Origin of the sequence: Leisingera sp. (genome assembly GCF_034669605.1) — a bacterium.
In the GTDB taxonomy this organism is placed as follows: Bacteria; Pseudomonadota; Alphaproteobacteria; order Rhodobacterales; family Rhodobacteraceae; genus Leisingera.
In genome coordinates, this window is record NZ_JAXMOX010000030.1 from 1 (window position 1) to 14563 (window position 14563).

General features: G+C 62.8%; 18 protein-coding genes. 8 read left to right on the forward strand and 10 right to left on the reverse strand.

The genetic code is table 11. From position 1 onward, the window contains the following. A partial coding sequence (locus VOI29_RS05665) for a hypothetical protein (protein ID WP_323776654.1) occupies nt 1–868 on the reverse strand: 868 nt, incomplete at its 3' end. A gap of 539 nt (nt 869–1407) precedes the next feature. On the opposite strand from VOI29_RS05665, the gene VOI29_RS05670 reads away from it, so the two are divergent. Both VOI29_RS05670 and VOI29_RS05675 read left to right on the forward strand, forming a co-directional pair. Further along, entirely contained in the window at nt 1408–2304 is an 897-nt protein-coding gene (locus VOI29_RS05670; RefSeq protein WP_323776656.1) for a thymidylate synthase, read from the forward strand. An 18-nt stretch (nt 2305–2322) separates the two neighbouring features. After that, the gene (locus VOI29_RS05675) at nt 2323–2802 is read left to right on the forward strand and encodes a dihydrofolate reductase (protein ID WP_323776658.1); all 480 of its coding nucleotides are present in this window, start codon (nt 2323–2325) and stop codon (nt 2800–2802) included. Between the two features lie 55 nt (nt 2803–2857). Here VOI29_RS05675 and VOI29_RS05680 read toward each other — a convergent pair whose 3' ends face one another. After that, nucleotides 2858–3064: a cold-shock protein gene (locus tag VOI29_RS05680; protein WP_323776660.1), complete on the reverse strand. Its 207-nt coding sequence runs from the start codon at nt 3062–3064 to the stop codon at nt 2858–2860. A 188-nt stretch (nt 3065–3252) separates the two neighbouring features. Between VOI29_RS05680 and VOI29_RS05685 the strand changes: the two genes are divergently transcribed. Together VOI29_RS05685 and VOI29_RS05690 are read left to right on the forward strand one after the other, a co-directional pair. Then, nucleotides 3253–3570, forward strand: a complete 318-nt coding sequence (locus tag VOI29_RS05685; protein WP_323776662.1) for an ArsC/Spx/MgsR family protein — start codon at nt 3253–3255, stop codon at nt 3568–3570. 42 nt (nt 3571–3612) lie between these two features. Beyond that, a complete protein-coding gene (locus tag VOI29_RS05690; protein ID WP_323776663.1) occupies nt 3613–3981 on the forward strand; it encodes a hypothetical protein in 369 nt (122 codons plus the stop codon). A gap of 73 nt (nt 3982–4054) precedes the next feature. On the opposite strand, the gene VOI29_RS05695 is transcribed toward VOI29_RS05690, so the two are convergent. The 5 genes from VOI29_RS05695 to thrS all read right to left on the reverse strand — a co-directional run bounded on the left by VOI29_RS05695 (nt 4055) and on the right by thrS (nt 8771). After that, a complete protein-coding gene (locus VOI29_RS05695) occupies nt 4055–4618 on the reverse strand; it encodes a DoxX family protein (protein WP_323776664.1) in 564 nt (187 codons plus the stop codon). A 4-nt stretch (nt 4619–4622) separates the two neighbouring features. Further along, complete coding sequence (locus tag VOI29_RS05700; RefSeq protein WP_323776666.1) at nt 4623–5378, reverse strand: DNA-binding domain-containing protein; 756 nt, start codon at nt 5376–5378, stop codon at nt 4623–4625. After that, the gene (locus VOI29_RS05705) at nt 5375–6229 is read right to left on the reverse strand and encodes a DUF692 domain-containing protein (RefSeq protein ID WP_323776667.1); all 855 of its coding nucleotides are present in this window, start codon (nt 6227–6229) and stop codon (nt 5375–5377) included. The genes VOI29_RS05700 and VOI29_RS05705 overlap by 4 nt, the downstream gene beginning before the upstream one ends. A 68-nt stretch (nt 6230–6297) precedes the next feature. Further along, a complete protein-coding gene (locus VOI29_RS05710; protein ID WP_024089563.1) occupies nt 6298–6603 on the reverse strand; it encodes a DUF2282 domain-containing protein in 306 nt (101 codons plus the stop codon). A gap of 221 nt (nt 6604–6824) precedes the next feature. Continuing rightward, nucleotides 6825–8771, reverse strand: a complete 1947-nt coding sequence (thrS, locus tag VOI29_RS05715) for a threonine--tRNA ligase (protein WP_323776669.1) — start codon at nt 8769–8771, stop codon at nt 6825–6827. Nucleotides 8772–9053: 282 nt separating this feature from the next. Between thrS and VOI29_RS05720 the strand changes: the two genes are divergently transcribed. Then, nucleotides 9054–9302, forward strand: a complete 249-nt coding sequence (locus VOI29_RS05720; protein ID WP_323776670.1) for a hypothetical protein — start codon at nt 9054–9056, stop codon at nt 9300–9302. Nucleotides 9303–9404: 102 nt separating this feature from the next. Here VOI29_RS05720 and VOI29_RS05725 read toward each other — a convergent pair whose 3' ends face one another. Further along, nucleotides 9405–10412, reverse strand: coding sequence for a DUF4105 domain-containing protein (locus VOI29_RS05725; RefSeq protein ID WP_323776671.1), 1008 nt, complete (start codon nt 10410–10412; stop codon nt 9405–9407). A gap of 132 nt (nt 10413–10544) precedes the next feature. Here VOI29_RS05725 and VOI29_RS05730 point away from each other — a divergent pair, with 132 nt between their 5' ends. The 3 genes from VOI29_RS05730 to VOI29_RS05740 all read left to right on the forward strand — a co-directional run bounded on the left by VOI29_RS05730 (nt 10545) and on the right by VOI29_RS05740 (nt 12681). Next, nucleotides 10545–11294, forward strand: a complete 750-nt coding sequence (locus tag VOI29_RS05730; protein ID WP_323776672.1) for an alpha/beta hydrolase — start codon at nt 10545–10547, stop codon at nt 11292–11294. A gap of 113 nt (nt 11295–11407) precedes the next feature. Beyond that, nucleotides 11408–11833 carry a VOC family protein gene (locus VOI29_RS05735; protein ID WP_323776674.1) on the forward strand — a complete coding sequence of 142 codons (426 nt, stop codon included), beginning with the start codon at nt 11408–11410 and terminating at the stop codon, nt 11831–11833. A gap of 227 nt (nt 11834–12060) precedes the next feature. Then, nucleotides 12061–12681, forward strand: coding sequence for an alpha/beta fold hydrolase (locus VOI29_RS05740; protein WP_323776676.1), 621 nt, complete (start codon nt 12061–12063; stop codon nt 12679–12681). Here the strand turns inward: VOI29_RS05740 and VOI29_RS05745 are convergent. Next, nucleotides 12678–13250, reverse strand: coding sequence for a DUF6151 family protein (locus VOI29_RS05745; RefSeq protein ID WP_323776677.1), 573 nt, complete (start codon nt 13248–13250; stop codon nt 12678–12680). The genes VOI29_RS05740 and VOI29_RS05745 overlap by 4 nt on opposite strands. Nucleotides 13251–13254: 4 nt before the next feature. Then, nucleotides 13255–14529: a polyhydroxyalkanoate depolymerase gene (gene phaZ / locus VOI29_RS05750; RefSeq protein WP_323776679.1), complete on the reverse strand. Its 1275-nt coding sequence runs from the start codon at nt 14527–14529 to the stop codon at nt 13255–13257. Between the last annotated feature and the right edge of the window lie 34 nt (nt 14530–14563).

Genomic DNA, 14563 nt, shown 5'->3' on the forward strand with positions numbered 1-14563 from the left:
TGTTCAATGTGCCAAGGATTTCCCCGTTGTCATCCAGATTGCCCGGCCCGACGTCAAAGGTCAGGGTCGGGATTTCATTCAGGCTGAGGGAGTTTTCAGCATTGATGCGGTTCAGGACCTGACTGGTGATATGGGTGCCGTTGGTGTCAAAGATCAAACGGTTGGAGATCGTGCCCGCAATTGCATCGCCGCGCTGGCCGGTGCTGCCGTTGAAGTCATCAAAGTCGATCGCGATTTCGATGTCGCCGGTGGTGTATTCGAGACCGCCTGAGCCTTTGAAATCGCGAACACCTGCAATGGAACCCTGATAGATCGCCTGTCCGCTATCCGGCAGGGTGACGCTGTTGTCGCGCTGGTATACAAAGCCGCCGAAGCCGTAGTCGACATAGGCGCCGGTGCGCACAATCGCAAACTGGCTGTTGCCAGAGCTGCTGACGCCGTAAATCGCACGGTGGGTGAACTGGTTGATGATTTCGCCATCAACGATATCGGGGAACTGCGCGTCGGCCTCATAGACTGCAAAGGGGCCGAGGCTGCTGACGGCGGATCCGCGGGCATAGGTGTTGTCACCGTCAAAGCCGAGGTTGTCGACCGTAAAAGTATCATCACCGGCGTTGTACACGATACCGGAAGCATAGCCGTCGCCGAGTTCGCCGCCGTCCGCCGCTGTCGGTTCAGACCGGAAGATGGCCTGGTCCGGTGTCGGGGAAGCGGTTCCAGGAGGAATCCCGTCGCGGCTGATCGGCGTGCCGGGATCGGGATCCGTTCCGGGATCCGTGCCGGTGTCGTCTTCGGTCTCGAAGGGGTTGCCCCCGCTGCATGCGGACAGCGCGGTGACAACCGCGAGCCCCAGCCAATAGCGCCTCATCTGCCTCTACCTCAATATGTATTATCGTTTAGCGCCACATTCGGTGCGGGCAGGGTCATTGTCAATTGAGCGGACGGCATTTGGACGCAACCGTGGCGGATGCGCTACCTGCATGTGGTTTTCATTTCAGGCCGGCCGGGCAGATGTGGTATCGAGAAGGTGGCGCAGAGCTGCTTTTAGAGCTTGGCGCCCGGCGGCGCAGACGTTATGCCGGGGCGTGAATTTTCGGTGGAAGCCATGGTGAAAGTCATGGAGAACAGCCATGCATCAGGATCCCGGCCGGCGCTGCCGCATTCCGGGCCGCGGGGGCCTTTTGAGCCCCCCCCGGGCGAAGGGGAACGGCGGTCCGGAGCTGATCAATGGCCATCAATGGCGCCAGTTTCCGCGGTTGCGGCCTGCGGGCCGAAATCACGTGTTAAAACTGTCCGGGAGCGCTGTGGCGGTAGAATGCGCTATGACCCGGCACGCGTTATTCATTATGATTGAAACGGGCTGCCACGCAGGTTTCTGTTGTTGGCAAAAATTGTGGAGGCAGAGGCATGCGGCATCCGGAGTATCAGTACCTGGATCTGATCGAACGGGTCCTGGAATACGGGGACGAGCGGGTTGACAGAACGGGCGTCGGTACCCGCTCGCTGTTCGGCGCCATGGTGCGCTTTGATTTGTCGGATGGCACGGCGCCTATTCTGACGACCAAGCGCGTCTACTGGAAAACCGCGATCAAGGAAATGCTATGGTTCCTGACAGGGGGAACCAATATTCAGCCCCTGCTGCGGGAGAACGTCCGGATCTGGACGGACTGGCCGCTGGCGGCCTATCGCCGCGAGACCGGGGACGGCGTCACGCAAGCGGAATTCGAGCGCAGGATTGTCGAGGACGACGGATTCGCAGCGCAATGGGGTGAGCTTGGCCCCGTGTACGGCAAGCAGTGGCGGCGCTGGATGGGGTCCGACGGCCGCGAACATGACCAGATTGGGACGCTGATCCGCGCGCTGCGCGAAACCCCTGCGAGCCGGCGTCTGCTCTTTCACGGCTGGAACGTTGCGGAACTGGGAGAGATGGCGCTGCCGCCCTGCCATATGGTCTATCAGTACCATGTGACCTCCGACGGGCGTTTGAACTGCCTTTTGTTCCAGAGATCGGTCGATTTGCTGCTGGGCGCCGCCTTCAACTATGTCGGGGCTACTGCGTTGCAGCTGATGCTTGCGCAGCAAGCGGGCCTGCGCCCCGGCGAATTGGTCTGGGTCGGAGGGGATGTGCACCTCTACCGCAACCATTTCGATCAAGCGCGTGAGCAGCTGGGGCGTGAACCTCGGGCGTTGCCGAAGATATCGCTGGCCAAACGTGCGGAGAGTATTGACGACTACCGGATTGAGGACTTCGAAGTCGAAGGTTACGATCCGCATCCGCACATAAAGGCCGATGTTGCGGTTTGACAAGCAAGGAAGACACTCATGATTACTCTGATCGCTGCGCGGGCGCGCAACGGCGCCATTGGCAAGGACAATGATATCCCATGGTTCGCGCCAGAGGATCTGAAAGCGTTTCAGCGCGAAACGCTGGGCGGCGCCATCATCATGGGCCGCAACACCTGGGACAGCCTGCCGGTGAAGCCGTTGAAAAACCGCCTGAATCTGGTGGTGTCGTCCAATCCGCAGGCGGCCGGGATCGTGCTGCCGTCAATCGGGGCGGCAGTGCAGGAGGCTTATGCGCAAGGCTACCGCCGGGTCTATGGCATCGGCGGCGAAGGCATTTACCGCGGCATGCTGGAGATGGCGGACCGGCTGCTGATCACCGAGGTAAATCTGACGGTTGAGGATGCGGACGCCTATTTCCCGGATTTCCCGGAAGAGGAGTGGAGCAAGGCCGGCGAAACGGTGCTGCGCGAAAGCGATCCGGCCTGTGTGATGGCTGAGTATCTGCGGCGGGGCTGACGGGCTTTCTTTGCCTGCGCCCAGTCTGATCCCGGGCGCAGTGCAGATCAATAAATCAAAGCTCTTTAAGCTCTGCAGCCATTTGGCGGCCATCGCGGCCTTCGGACAGCTCGTAGCCGACTTTCATGTTGTCGGCGAGACCGGCCAGGCCCGACCGTTCCACCGCGGAAATGTGCACAAACACATCCTTGCCGCCTTGATCGGGTTCAATAAACCCATACCCTTTGGTGGTGTTGAACCACTTCACGGTGCCACTTGGCATTTCCCGCGTCTCCTTCTAGTTTGCACGTCGCCTTGAGGCTTCCCAAGACATCCGGCCCGTCCCGTTGTCTGAAGCGAGTGAGTCATGGCCAGACAACTTTGAGTTTTACACGGGCTGTTCGAAAATCAAGAAAAACCGGCGCATTCCACCATAAATTGTGTGCGTTCCGCGGAGAGGATGGAGGATTTATGAAGATCTATGGGCTGAAAAACTGCGATACCTGCCGTAAGGCGCTGAAGAAGATTGAAAATTCGACTCTGGTGGACATTCGTGCCGATGGCATGCCAGAGGGGCTGCTAGAGGCGGCCCATGCGCAATTCGGCGCCAAGCTGGTCAATACGCGGTCAACCACCTGGCGTGGTCTGAGCGAGCAGGAGCGGGCAAGCGCGCCGCTGGCGCTGCTGCGCGAGCATCCGGCGCTGATGAAGCGGCCGCTGATCGACCGCGACGGGGAATTATTCCTGGGTTGGGATCAGAACACACAGGCGGCTCTTGGCGGAACTTGAACAGCTGCCTATGTCGGTAGCGGACGTTTTGGGAGAGTCACTATGCGCAACGCCGCCCTGGTTTTGGGGATCATCGCCGGTGTTTTTGGTATGATCGTGGGCTTTTTCGGCTATGGCTACACCGCGGCGGTGGAGCATTTCGGCGAGGTCGAAGGGCTGGCTGAACAGGTCGATAATGTGGAACAGCTACGGCTGCTGGCGGTGCTGGCGCCGCTTCTGGCGATCACCGGCGGTGCGATGGCGCGGGCGCGGGCATTGTGGGGCGGGATCCTGTTGCTGGGATCGGCTGCGGGCATGTATGCGGGGTTCGGTCTCAATGTGTTTACGATCTTCCCGCTGAGCTTTGCCGCCGCGGCTGGGCTGATGGCGCTGGCGGCCGGCCAGCCGGATGAGCCCAAAGCGCATTTCTGAGGCACGCCGCGCGGCGCTGAAAAAGGCGCCGCTGCCGGGGGCAGGGCGCCTTTCCCTTGCCGGGGCGGCCGGGTCAGGCGATTGCCGGTTCCATCCGGCGGCGCAGTAGAGCATCCACCGACAGGGCGCCTGCGCCTTTTACCATCAGATAGGTCAGCACAAAGATCCACAGCAGGCGCTGATCCAGGATCGCAGCATCCGGGAAGCGGTCGAAAAGGGCGCCGAGCGTCTTGATGTCTGTGGCGCCGTGGCCGACGACATCGGTGAGGGATTGAACGATGATAAAGCCGATCATGCCGAAGGACGCCAGGCGCGTGGCCAGGCCGATCACGATCATCAGCGGCAGGATAAACTCGGCGTAGGTGCCTGCAAGCACCACCAGTTTCTGCAACAGGCCGAATTGCGAGACATCATAGCCCGCAGCCTCCAGCTGTTTCGGGAAGATCTGGCTGTAGGCACCGATCGAGGGGCTGAACAGGCCGGAGAAACCGTCGCCCAGCTTGGTCAGGCCGGAGTTCCAGAAATACAGCAGCAGCGTTGACGCGAAGACAAAGCGGGCGGCCAGCGGCATCAGCCGCTCTCCGGCCCGTTCCACCAGGCCGAAAACGGCGTTGTGAATGGTGACAAGTGCGTGCATGGTCTTACCCTTTGCTGTCCAGTCCGGTTATCGCGCCGCCCTGCAACAGCAGGGCCAGCGTGGCACCCAGGTCGAATGTTTCGTTTTCGGCGGCGGCCTGGTCCAATGCCTGGCCGATGCTGGCGCCCGTCATCAGGGCACGGATCCAGGTTGCGCCGGCGGGCGGCAGGACCTGGGGAATGGGATCGTATTCGGGGCGGGTGATCAGCACATCCTGGGCCTGTGCCTGCGGCTTGGGTGCGCCGTCTTCGGTGTTGTAGCGCCAGAGGCCATGGACCGGCCAGGGCGAACGCAGCACCTGCACCGCCGGGGCCAGCTGCAGCCGGGTGTTCATCAGCGCGTCCGGCGGCAAGGCGCCAAGCGCCTCGGGCGGGATGGGGGCTGCGTCGGCGGCGTGATAGGCGCGGCGCAGGGCCAGTTCCAAACGGGCCACATCGCCAAGGTAGCCGAGGTGCTTGAGCTGTTCCATGCCCTCCAGGAATTCCGGGAAGTGCTTGCCGTAGAACATCATCAGCGGCGATGACGGCGGGTGCCGGCGCAGATACAGCCCTGCCAGCCCGTCCATGTTCTGCTTGCCCAGAAGCCTGGCAATCACCGGAAAGGCGCTGTGCATCGCTTCGGTCAGCGACACGGCGATATTGTTGCGGTAGACGCTGAAGCGGCGCCCGGCGGGCCGGGCGTGATGATCGGTCAGACCGTCCGGAACCGGCAGGTCCGCATCCATCATGGCGCGGGTGAAGTCTGTTTGGGACACAGTCATGCGGGGATGCGCTCCAGCGCGGCTGCGGCGCGGGCGGCTTCGGCCTCCAGGGTGGGCCAGTCCGGCACGTCGTTGTCCCATTCGACCAGAACCGGCTTGGGTCCGGATTGGGCGAGGGTGTAATCCAGCAGCGCCCAGACCGGATCCACCACCGCGCGGCCGTGGCTGTCGATCAGCAGGGGGCGGCCGTGCTCGTCTTCATCCTCGTCATGGCCGCCAAGGTGGATTTCACCCACTTTCTCCAGCGGGAAGGCGTCGATGTAGCCCTGCGGCGAGAAATCAAGGTTGGTGGCTGAGACAAAGACGTTGTTCACGTCCAACAGCAGCCCGCAGCCGGTGCGGCGGGAGATCTCGGCCAGGAATGCCGGCTCGGACCAGGTGCTTTCGGCAAAGGCGAGATAGCTGGAGGGATTTTCCAGCAGCATCGGCCGTCCGATGGTGTCCTGCAATTGGTCGATGTGATCGCAGATCCGCTGCAGGCTGGCGTCCGTATAGGGCAGCGGCAGCAGGTCGTTGTAAAAGCGGCTGTCATGCGTGGACCAGGCCAGATGCTCGGAGAAACTGGCGGGGTTCAGCCAGCCAACCAGGTGTTTGAGCCGGGAGAGGTGGCCGGCATCCAGCGGGTCTTCGCCGCCGATGGACAGGCCGACGCCATGCACCGACATGGCAAAACTTTCGGCAAGGCGGCGCAGCTGCGCTAGCGGGCGTCCGCCGTCCCCCATGTAGTTTTCGGCGTGGATTTCCAACCATTTGACAGCGCCCGGATCCGCAGTGACCCGGGTGAAATGCTGCGGCTTGTAGCCAACGCCGGCGGCGGCGGGCAGCCTGTCATGTGATGCGGCGTCAAGCATGGCAAGTCCTGTGTCCGGAGGCAAAAGGGGAGGGAACTCACACTCCCGCCCCCGAATTCAAGCGGCGCTTATGCCGGCTGGTCGCGCTCCAGCGGCTCCAGCGAGCCTTTGCGCTCGGTGCCGTCAGCCATGGCCGGCAGTTCAAGGCCAGTGCAGGTGCCTGCGTCAACCAAGGTCCAGGCGTTGCCCTGATAGTCGGTGGTCGAGGTGCCCGCGCAGGTGGTGCCGGGGCCGGCCGCACAGTCGTTCTGGCCAGCCAGCGAAACGCCGTAGCATTTTTCCTTGGTGGCGGCGGCAGCGGGCATGGTCGAAGCAGCGGTCAGAGCGGCGGCGACGGCGCCGGCGACGGCCAGGGATTTTGCAGTATTCGACATCTCGTGAATTCCTTTCGGGTTAACATGCGGTGTCGTGATGACAGGCAAAGCCTAACCCGCGGTTTCCGGGAATTTAAGTCACGACCCCGTGTCTCACGCCGGCGTCAGGCTATGTGAGGGCGGACCACTGCATAGAGCGTTGGTTTCAGGGACTTTTGCCGGCGTTTGAAACAAAACGGCCCCCGAATGGGGGCCGCTGAAGCTGATCTTTCGGGGAAATGTTACAGAAGGTCCGGCGGGGTTGCTTCCGCCGCCAGCGCCTTTGTAACATTTTCCAGGGAGTCGACCTTGGTCTGCTTTTCGCCAAGACGGCGGACGGAGACGGTGCGCTCCTCCACCTCGCGGTGGCCGACGGCGAGGATGACCGGCACCTTGCCGACCGAATGCTCCCGGACCTTGTAGTTGATCTTTTCGTTGCGGATGTCGGCCTCGGCGCGCACGCCTGCCTGTTTCAGTTCCGCGACGACCTCCTGCACATAGTCATCCGCCTCGGAGGTGATCGAGGCGACAACCACCTGCCGCGGCGCCAGCCAGAACGGCAGCTTGCCTGCGTGCTCTTCGATCAGGATGCCGATGAAGCGCTCGAAGGAGCCGAGCGTTGCGCGGTGCAGCATCACAGGGCGGTGCTTGGCGCCGTCCGCGCCGATGTAGGTCGCATCCAGCCGCTCGGGCAGCACGAAGTCCACCTGCAGGGTGCCGCACTGCCAGTCGCGGCCGATAGCGTCGGTCAGCACGAATTCCAGCTTGGGGCCGTAGAAGGCGCCTTCGCCGGGGTTCAGCTCATAGGCGCAGCCCGCGGCCTCGGTTGCCGCCTTCAGGGCCGCCTCGGATTTGTCCCAGACCTCGTCCGAGCCGGAGCGTTTTTCCGGACGGTCGGAGAATTTGACCGAAAACTTCTCGAAGCCGAGGTCCTTGTAGATGGTGGACAGGAAGTCGATGAACTTCTTGGTTTCCGCCTCGATCTGGTCTTCGGCGCAGAAAATATGCGCGTCGTCCTGGGTGAAGCCGCGGACCCGCATGATGCCGTGCAGCGCGCCCGAGGGTTCATAGCGGTTGCAGGAGCCGAATTCGGCCATCCGCAGCGGCAGGTCGCGGTAGGACTTGAGGCCCTGGTTGAAGATCTGCACGTGGCAGGGGCAGTTCATCGGCTTCAGCGCGTTCACGGCCTTTTCGCGGGCGTGCTCCTCGTCGACCTCGACGATGAACATGTTCTCCTGGTATTTCTCCCAGTGGCCCGAGGCCTCCCACAGCTTGCGGTCGACAACCTGCGGGGTGTTCACCTCGACATAGCCGCCGCGGTCCTGCTGGCGGCGCATGTAGTCCTGCAGCTGGGTGTAGATCTTCCAGCCGTTCGGGTGCCAGAAGATCTGCCCCGGTGCCTCTTCCTGCATGTGAAACAGGTCCATCTCGCGGCCCAGTTTGCGGTGGTCGCGCTTGGCGGCCTCTTCCAGCATGGTGAGGTGCGCCTTCAGCTTTTCCTTGCCGGTGAAGGCAACGCCGTAGATCCGCTGCAGCATGGCGCGGGAGCTGTCGCCGCGCCAGTAGGCGCCGGCAATCGACATCAGCTTGAAGGCATCGCCCGGCAGCTGGCCGGTGTGCTGAAGATGCGGGCCGCGGCAGAGATCCTGCCAATCGCCGTGCCAATACATCCGCAGCGGCTCATCGCCGGGAATGCTTTCGATCAGCTCGACCTTATAAGGCTCGCCCAAGTCGGTGTAATGCTGGATCGCGCGGGTGCGCTCCCACACCTCGGTGCGGACCTCATCACGCTTGTTGATGATGTCCTTCATCTTTTTCTCGATTGCGCCGAGGTCTTCGGGGGTGAAGGGCTCAGCCCGGTCAAAGTCGTAGTACCAGCCGTTTTCAATCACCGGGCCGATGGTGACTTTGGTGTCGGGCCAGATTTCCTGCACCGCGCGCGCCATCACATGCGCCAGGTCGTGGCGGATCAGCTCGTTGGCCTGGGCCTCGTCCTTCATGGTGTGGATGGCAATAGTGGCGTCGCCTTCAATGGGCCACTGCAGGTCCCAGTGCTGATCGTTGACGGTGGCGGAAATGGCTTTTTTGGCCAGCGAGGTGGAAATGCCGGAGGCCACCTGCGCAGGGGTTACGCCTGCGTCATAGGACCGTGCATTGCCATCGGGGAAGGTGAGAGAGATTTGGGCCATTGTCTGGCTGCTCCTCGTCGGTTTGGCGCCCACAGAACGCCCGGTTGCGGGTATGTGTTTGGTCCGCGCGTTTTGCGGTCAAAGCGGGGGCAAGTCAAGACGGGTTTGCATGCCGCTGTAATTGCCCCTGAATTTTCCATTGTGTGCCTGTGCATGCGATTGCACATATGTGTATACAGGTAAGCAGTTGAAAAGTAACAAAAAAATATTGCAATGCAAAACGGCTTGGGGCAGGGTGGTCAGAAGATTTGATCCTATGGACATACCCGGAGGAGTGTTCCGATGACCCGCCCGAACCCGAACTTTGACCTGACGGTTGAGGATGTGGACCTGATAGAAACCGCGCTTTGCCAGTCACAGAAGATCCTGTCGCAGCGCCACCTGTCTTATGAGCATTGCGCGCATGTCGAGGGCGGGCCGAGCGGCGAAAAGGCGCTGCGGGTTGGAGAGACCTTGAGCCGGATACAGGAACTGCTTGGGCGCTTGAGCACTCGGAAGACCGTTTCCAGCCCGGCTGCGGGCGTTTCGTGACCACGCCCATCGGGGGTTTTTGAACGCAGCTGCAAACAGAAAAGAGGCGAGGGGCCGGCCCCTCGCGCTCCGCGGAGTATTTTGGACCGGAAAGAAGCCGGATCAGTTCGATGCGAAGGCGGGGATGCCTTGGCGAATCACGGCGGAATAGTCCGGGGTCACGCCGTGGGCCCGGGCGATCGGGGAAATGCTGCCCAAGGCGCGCAGCTCGCCGATTGTGCGGGTCTGGTCGAGCACGCCTTGTTCCCATGCGTAGTCCGGCAGGTAGCCATTGGCCAGCACCCGCCAGTCCAGCGGCACTTCGTCCGCAAAGGCGCGGATCATTGTCATCACCACGGTGGTGCAATTTGTGGTGAGCGAATTGTACCACTCCGGCCGGACGGCAAGGCTGTTGGCGGCGTCGACATATTGCAACAGCAGGGCGCGGGCGGTCTCGGGGCTGACGCCGATACGGAACAGCTGCACGTCTTCGCCGCGGGCGTTGGTGCGGGTTCCGATCACGTCGCGTTCATCGGCGGCCAGGATCACCAGGGTGTTGGTCTTGAACAGGTCGGCAATGGGAGAGAAGCCGCCGCCGGACTGGCGCCGCACCTCAACCGACCAGGCGATGTGATCGCCGTTGTCAAAGCCGAAGCTGACGATCATATGCGCCATTTGCGGCCCGGCCCAATAGGACATGAACAGATCCACTGTGTCGAGCGCGGTCAGGTCATAGCTGCGGGTCTCCCAGCGTTCGCTGTAGGCTTCGGGCGTCTGCCAGGAAAAGTTGCGCACATCCGTAAGTGTGAGCATGTCGCCGTCAACCTGGCCGGTGACCTGGCGGGCCACGTCGGGGGACCAGTTGCGTTCGGAAGGCGGCGCGAGGGTGGACCACCACAGGATCACCGCGGCCAGTGCCAGGGTGAATGTGGTCAGCGCCCGCAAGGCACGCCTGCGGAGCAGACCGGCGATGACGGCAAGGCCGAGCAGGGTAAACCCGCCTGCCAGCAGGCCGCGCGGTATCGTGCCGAAGGGCAGCCGGTACCACAGCGCCAGAGCCGCCCAGGCGGTGGCGAGGGCCACGGCCAAAATGGCGGCGGCGATCACAGCGCCTTTGATGAGTCTGAACATGCCCTGGGTCCCTTGAAAATTTTTGCGGACCATAAGGAGGCAGGCGGGGGGCTTGCAAGCAGGGAGTGCCGGCGCTTGCGGGGCAGGCGCCGTCATGCCACATTTCAGGAAAAAGGACAGGAGACCAACGACATGCCCGCCACATCTTTCCTCGAGACCGCTCAGGGCCGCCGGATTGCCTATCACAAGAGCGACGGGCAGGGGCCGTGCGTGGTGTTCCTGGGCGGGCTGAAATCCGACATGGAGGGCACCAAGGCGGTGCATCTGGAAGCCTGGGCCAAGGCGCGCGGTCAGGCCTTTCTGCGGTTCGATTATTCCGGCCATGGCGAAAGTTCGGGCATGTTCGAGGAAGGCTGCATCGGCGACTGGCACGAGGACACGCTGGAGGCGGTGGCCCATCTGACCGATGGGGAGATCGTCCCGGTGGGGTCGTCGATGGGCGGCTGGCAGGCGCTGCTGCTGGCGCGGGAGGTGCCGGAGCGGATCAAGGGGATGGTCACCATCGCGGCGGCGCCGGATTTCACCGAGGACGGGTACTGGGCCAATTTTACCGACACGCAGAAGGCCGAGCTGGAGGCGCAAGGCTATGTGGAACTGCCCAGCGACTACATGGAGCCCTATCATGTCTCCAAGCGGATGATCGAAGACGGGCGCCTGCGGCTGGTGCTGCGCGCGCCGTTGCTCCTGCCCTTCAAGGTCCGTTGCCTGCAGGGAACGGCGGATACCGCAGTGTCAACCGGGACCGCGCTGCGGCTGCTGGATCATGCGGTCTGCGTCGACATGCGGCTGACCCTGGTCAAGGATGCCGACCACCGGTTCTCGGATCAGGCTTGCCTGACAATGATCGAAGACGCCGTTCTGGACGTTCTGGGCGGGGTTTGATGCGGCGGGTTCTGCGCATAGGGCAGTCTGGATGATGAAATGATTTTGCCGGACCGGCGGCAGGGTGCCGCGGCGGCGCTGTGGATGTGGTTGCAGAGGCATGGGATTGACTGATGGAACAGAGAGTAAGCCTGATTACGCTGGGTGTGCCGGATATGGAAAGGGCGGCTGCCTTTTACGAAGCACTGGGATGGCAGCGTGCGGAAAGCCCGGACGGGGTGATTGCCTTTGATCTGATCTCGCAGACGTTGGGGCTGTATCCGCTGGCGGCGCTGGCGGCTGAGACCGGTCTTGCAGAAGCGGAGCTGGGCACCGGTGCGGTGACGCTGAGCCACAACACCCGCAGCAAGGAGGATGTGGCTGCGCTGCTGGCGGCAGCAGAGGCGGCTGGCGCCGCGGTGCTGAAGCCTGCGCAGGATGTGTTCTGGGGCGGGCATCACGGCTATTTCCGCAGCCCGGACGGGCACATCTGGGAAATCGCTTTCAACCCGTTTTCAAAACTGGCCGGCAATGGCGCCTTTTGCTGGAACGGCTACTAGGCGAGGCACCGCGGCGGCAGCAGCTTTCTAAATCCGCGCAGCCGGGAAGTTTTTCTTGCTCCCGGGGGCTGTTCTCCGCAGAGTTGAGGCAACGGGTGGCAGGCAAACCGCGAGGGCAGCATATGCCTTATGACCAGCAACCGTGCCGGGAACCTTTGGTTCTGCTGCCGGGGATAATGTGCGACGGCCGGATCTTTGACGCTCAGGTCAGGAGTTTTTCCGGCAGTATGCCCGTGATGGTGCTGCCGCTGGCAGGCGGCGACACGGTGGAAAGGATTGCCGCCCGGATGCTGGCTCATTTGCCGCCCCGGTTTGCCCTGGCAGGCGTGTCGCTGGGCGGGATCGTGGCGATGGAGCTGCTGCGCCGCGCACCTGAACGGATCAGCCGGCTGTGCATAATGGGCGCGGGCCCGCTGGCGGAAACGCCGCAGCAGGCCGCTGACCGGGAACCGCATATCATAGCAGCCCGGACCGGACGGCTGATGGATGTGCTGCGTGAGACGCTGCCGCTGGAGGCGCTGGCGCCGGGGCCGGGCCGGCTGGACATCCACAACCTGTTCTGCCAAATGGGGATGGAACTGGGGCCGCAGATGTTTGTGGCGCAGTCCCGCGCGCTGCAGCGGCGGCTGGATCAGCAGGCGACGATGCGGCGGGTGCATGTGCCGGCGCTTGTTTTGGCGGGGGAGCATGACACGATCACCCCGGTCGCCAAGCTGCGGGTGCTGGCGCAACTGATCCCGGATGCGCAGCTGCAGGTGATCGCCGGGGCCGGGCATTTGCCGGTGCTGGAGCAGCCCGACGCCGTGAACCGGGCGCTGCTGCACTGGCTGGCTGTGCCGGTGTCCTAAGAGTAAAGTTTTGCGCGCTGGTCTTTGCTGAGCAATTCGGGCTCGGCCACCGGCCTGCCGGTGGCCGCATCGAAGAACGGCGTTTTCCTCCAGCGGCCGGACAGGCGCGACGTGATCATCCGGCTGAGAATGCCCCAGGCCAAGACCCCGCCGCCCTTGGTCCGGGTCTGTTTGCCGGCAACGGGGAGGAAGGCCTTGGCGCGGATTTTGCCAAGTGCGGATTTGTCCTGGAACAGGTCTGCCCGCATCCCGGCAAAGGGCAGGGTGGGCTTGGCCAGCGTGTTTGCAAAGGGCGTGCCGCAGCAGGATGCGTACCAGCGCAACGGCCCGCGCGGTCCCAGGCGCAGCGCTTTCAGATGCGCGGCGCCCTGGGTGATGGTGATGCTGTCCGGCGCCAGCTGGAACAGATCCACCTGATCCGGCGCCGGGTCGGGCCGGCCGTGGTGCAGCTCATTGGCGCGGCAGTCGGCGCAATAGCAGGCAACACGGGTGCCGCCTTTGATGCCCTGCGCTGACACGTCGCCGCGCAAGGCCCCGCAATTGCAGGAAAACGCCAGCCCGTCCCCCATTCTGTCAGGCAGCCGCGTTCTTGTTCGCAGGCGTGTGGCCCGGTTTCCGGCGGCTGTTGGTGTTCATGAAATCGATCACCAGCGGGCGGATGTTGTCGCGCCAGCTGCGGCCGGCAAAAATGCCATAGTGGCCCGCGCCCGGCTCCAGGTGGCTGGCTTTCATGCTGTCAGGCAGGCCGGTGCACAGATCCAGCGCGGCGACGCATTGGCCGGGGGCAGAGATATCATCCTTGGCGCCTTCGACAGTTTTTACCGCCACATTGGTGATCTTGCCGATGTCGACCTTGTGGCCATTCACAATGAATTCGTTGCGGGCGATCTCGCGTCGCTTGAAGACGCGCTCGACAGTGGACAGGTAGAATTCTGCGGTCATGTCCATGACAGCCAGATATTCGTCATAGAACCGGTTGTGGGCGTCATGATCCGACGCCTCGCCGCGGGACACGCGCTGGATCTGGTCCATGAAGGCCCTGGAATGGCGCTCGCCGTTCATCGACATGAAGGAGGCCAGCTGCAACAGGCCCGGATAAACTTTGCGGCCGACGCCTTTGTTTTTGTAGCCGACCCGCTGGATCATGGTTTCCTCCAGCTGGCCCATGGTGACGCGGCGGCCGAAATCGGTGACCTCGGTCGGGGTGGCGTCCGGATCCACCGGGCCGCCGATCAGCGTCAAGGATGACGGTTGCGCCTTGGGGTCCTGCTCGGCCAGATAGGCGGTGGCGGCGAGGGTCAAGGGAACCGGCTGGCACACCGCGACAACATGGGTGTCAGGCCCCAGTTCGCGCATGAAGTCGACGAGGTAAAGCGTATAGTCCTCGACATCGAATTTCCCCGCGGAAACAGGAATGTCGCGGGCGTTGTGCCAGTCTGTCACGTAGACTTCACAATTGACGATCAAGCTTTTGACGGTGGACCGCAGGAGGGTGGCGTAATGGCCGGACATCGGGGCAACCAGCAGCACCTTGCGCGGCTGTTCTTCGCGTCCGTTGACCTTGAAATGGATCAGATCGCCAAAGGGCCGTTCGACCACAGTGGTGATGTCCACCAGATGGTCCTTGCCGTCTTCGCAGGTGAAAGTGCGGATGCCCCAGTCCGGTTTCACCACCATTCGCTGGTAAGTACGTTCCGTTACTTCACCCCAGGCGGCCATCCAGCTGAGAGCAGGGTTTGGCAAGGCGGAAAAGACCGGGTAAGATGCCATGGAGAGCGCGGTGGCGCCCAGCCATTGGTTGGTGTTCCGGACTGTCTCCATCAGATCGTAGGTCATCATGTATCGCATGCGTGTCTCCTTCGGGCTTTGCCCCTGCGTCATC

What these genes read in the sequence shown, in the direction of transcription:
- VOI29_RS05670 (WP_323776656.1), top strand. Translation starts at nt 1,408, where the DNA reads ATGCGGCATCCGGAGTATCAGTACCTGGATCTGATCGAACGGGTCCTG.
- VOI29_RS05675 (WP_323776658.1), top strand. Translation starts at nt 2,323, where the DNA reads ATGATTACTCTGATCGCTGCGCGGGCGCGCAACGGCGCCATTGGCAAG.
- VOI29_RS05680 (WP_323776660.1), bottom strand. Translation starts at nt 3,064, where the DNA reads ATGCCAAGTGGCACCGTGAAGTGGTTCAACACCACCAAAGGGTATGGG.
- VOI29_RS05685 (WP_323776662.1), top strand. Translation starts at nt 3,253, where the DNA reads ATGAAGATCTATGGGCTGAAAAACTGCGATACCTGCCGTAAGGCGCTG.
- VOI29_RS05690 (WP_323776663.1), top strand. Translation starts at nt 3,613, where the DNA reads ATGCGCAACGCCGCCCTGGTTTTGGGGATCATCGCCGGTGTTTTTGGT.
- VOI29_RS05695 (WP_323776664.1), bottom strand. Translation starts at nt 4,618, where the DNA reads ATGCACGCACTTGTCACCATTCACAACGCCGTTTTCGGCCTGGTGGAA.
- VOI29_RS05700 (WP_323776666.1), bottom strand. Translation starts at nt 5,378, where the DNA reads ATGACTGTGTCCCAAACAGACTTCACCCGCGCCATGATGGATGCGGAC.
- VOI29_RS05705 (WP_323776667.1), bottom strand. Translation starts at nt 6,229, where the DNA reads ATGCTTGACGCCGCATCACATGACAGGCTGCCCGCCGCCGCCGGCGTT.
- VOI29_RS05710 (WP_024089563.1), bottom strand. Translation starts at nt 6,603, where the DNA reads ATGTCGAATACTGCAAAATCCCTGGCCGTCGCCGGCGCCGTCGCCGCC.
- thrS (WP_323776669.1), bottom strand. Translation starts at nt 8,771, where the DNA reads ATGGCCCAAATCTCTCTCACCTTCCCCGATGGCAATGCACGGTCCTAT.
- VOI29_RS05720 (WP_323776670.1), top strand. Translation starts at nt 9,054, where the DNA reads ATGACCCGCCCGAACCCGAACTTTGACCTGACGGTTGAGGATGTGGAC.
- VOI29_RS05725 (WP_323776671.1), bottom strand. Translation starts at nt 10,412, where the DNA reads ATGTTCAGACTCATCAAAGGCGCTGTGATCGCCGCCGCCATTTTGGCC.
- VOI29_RS05730 (WP_323776672.1), top strand. Translation starts at nt 10,545, where the DNA reads ATGCCCGCCACATCTTTCCTCGAGACCGCTCAGGGCCGCCGGATTGCC.
- VOI29_RS05735 (WP_323776674.1), top strand. Translation starts at nt 11,408, where the DNA reads ATGGAACAGAGAGTAAGCCTGATTACGCTGGGTGTGCCGGATATGGAA.
- VOI29_RS05740 (WP_323776676.1), top strand. Translation starts at nt 12,061, where the DNA reads ATGCCCGTGATGGTGCTGCCGCTGGCAGGCGGCGACACGGTGGAAAGG.
- VOI29_RS05745 (WP_323776677.1), bottom strand. Translation starts at nt 13,250, where the DNA reads ATGGGGGACGGGCTGGCGTTTTCCTGCAATTGCGGGGCCTTGCGCGGC.
- phaZ (WP_323776679.1), bottom strand. Translation starts at nt 14,529, where the DNA reads ATGCGATACATGATGACCTACGATCTGATGGAGACAGTCCGGAACACC.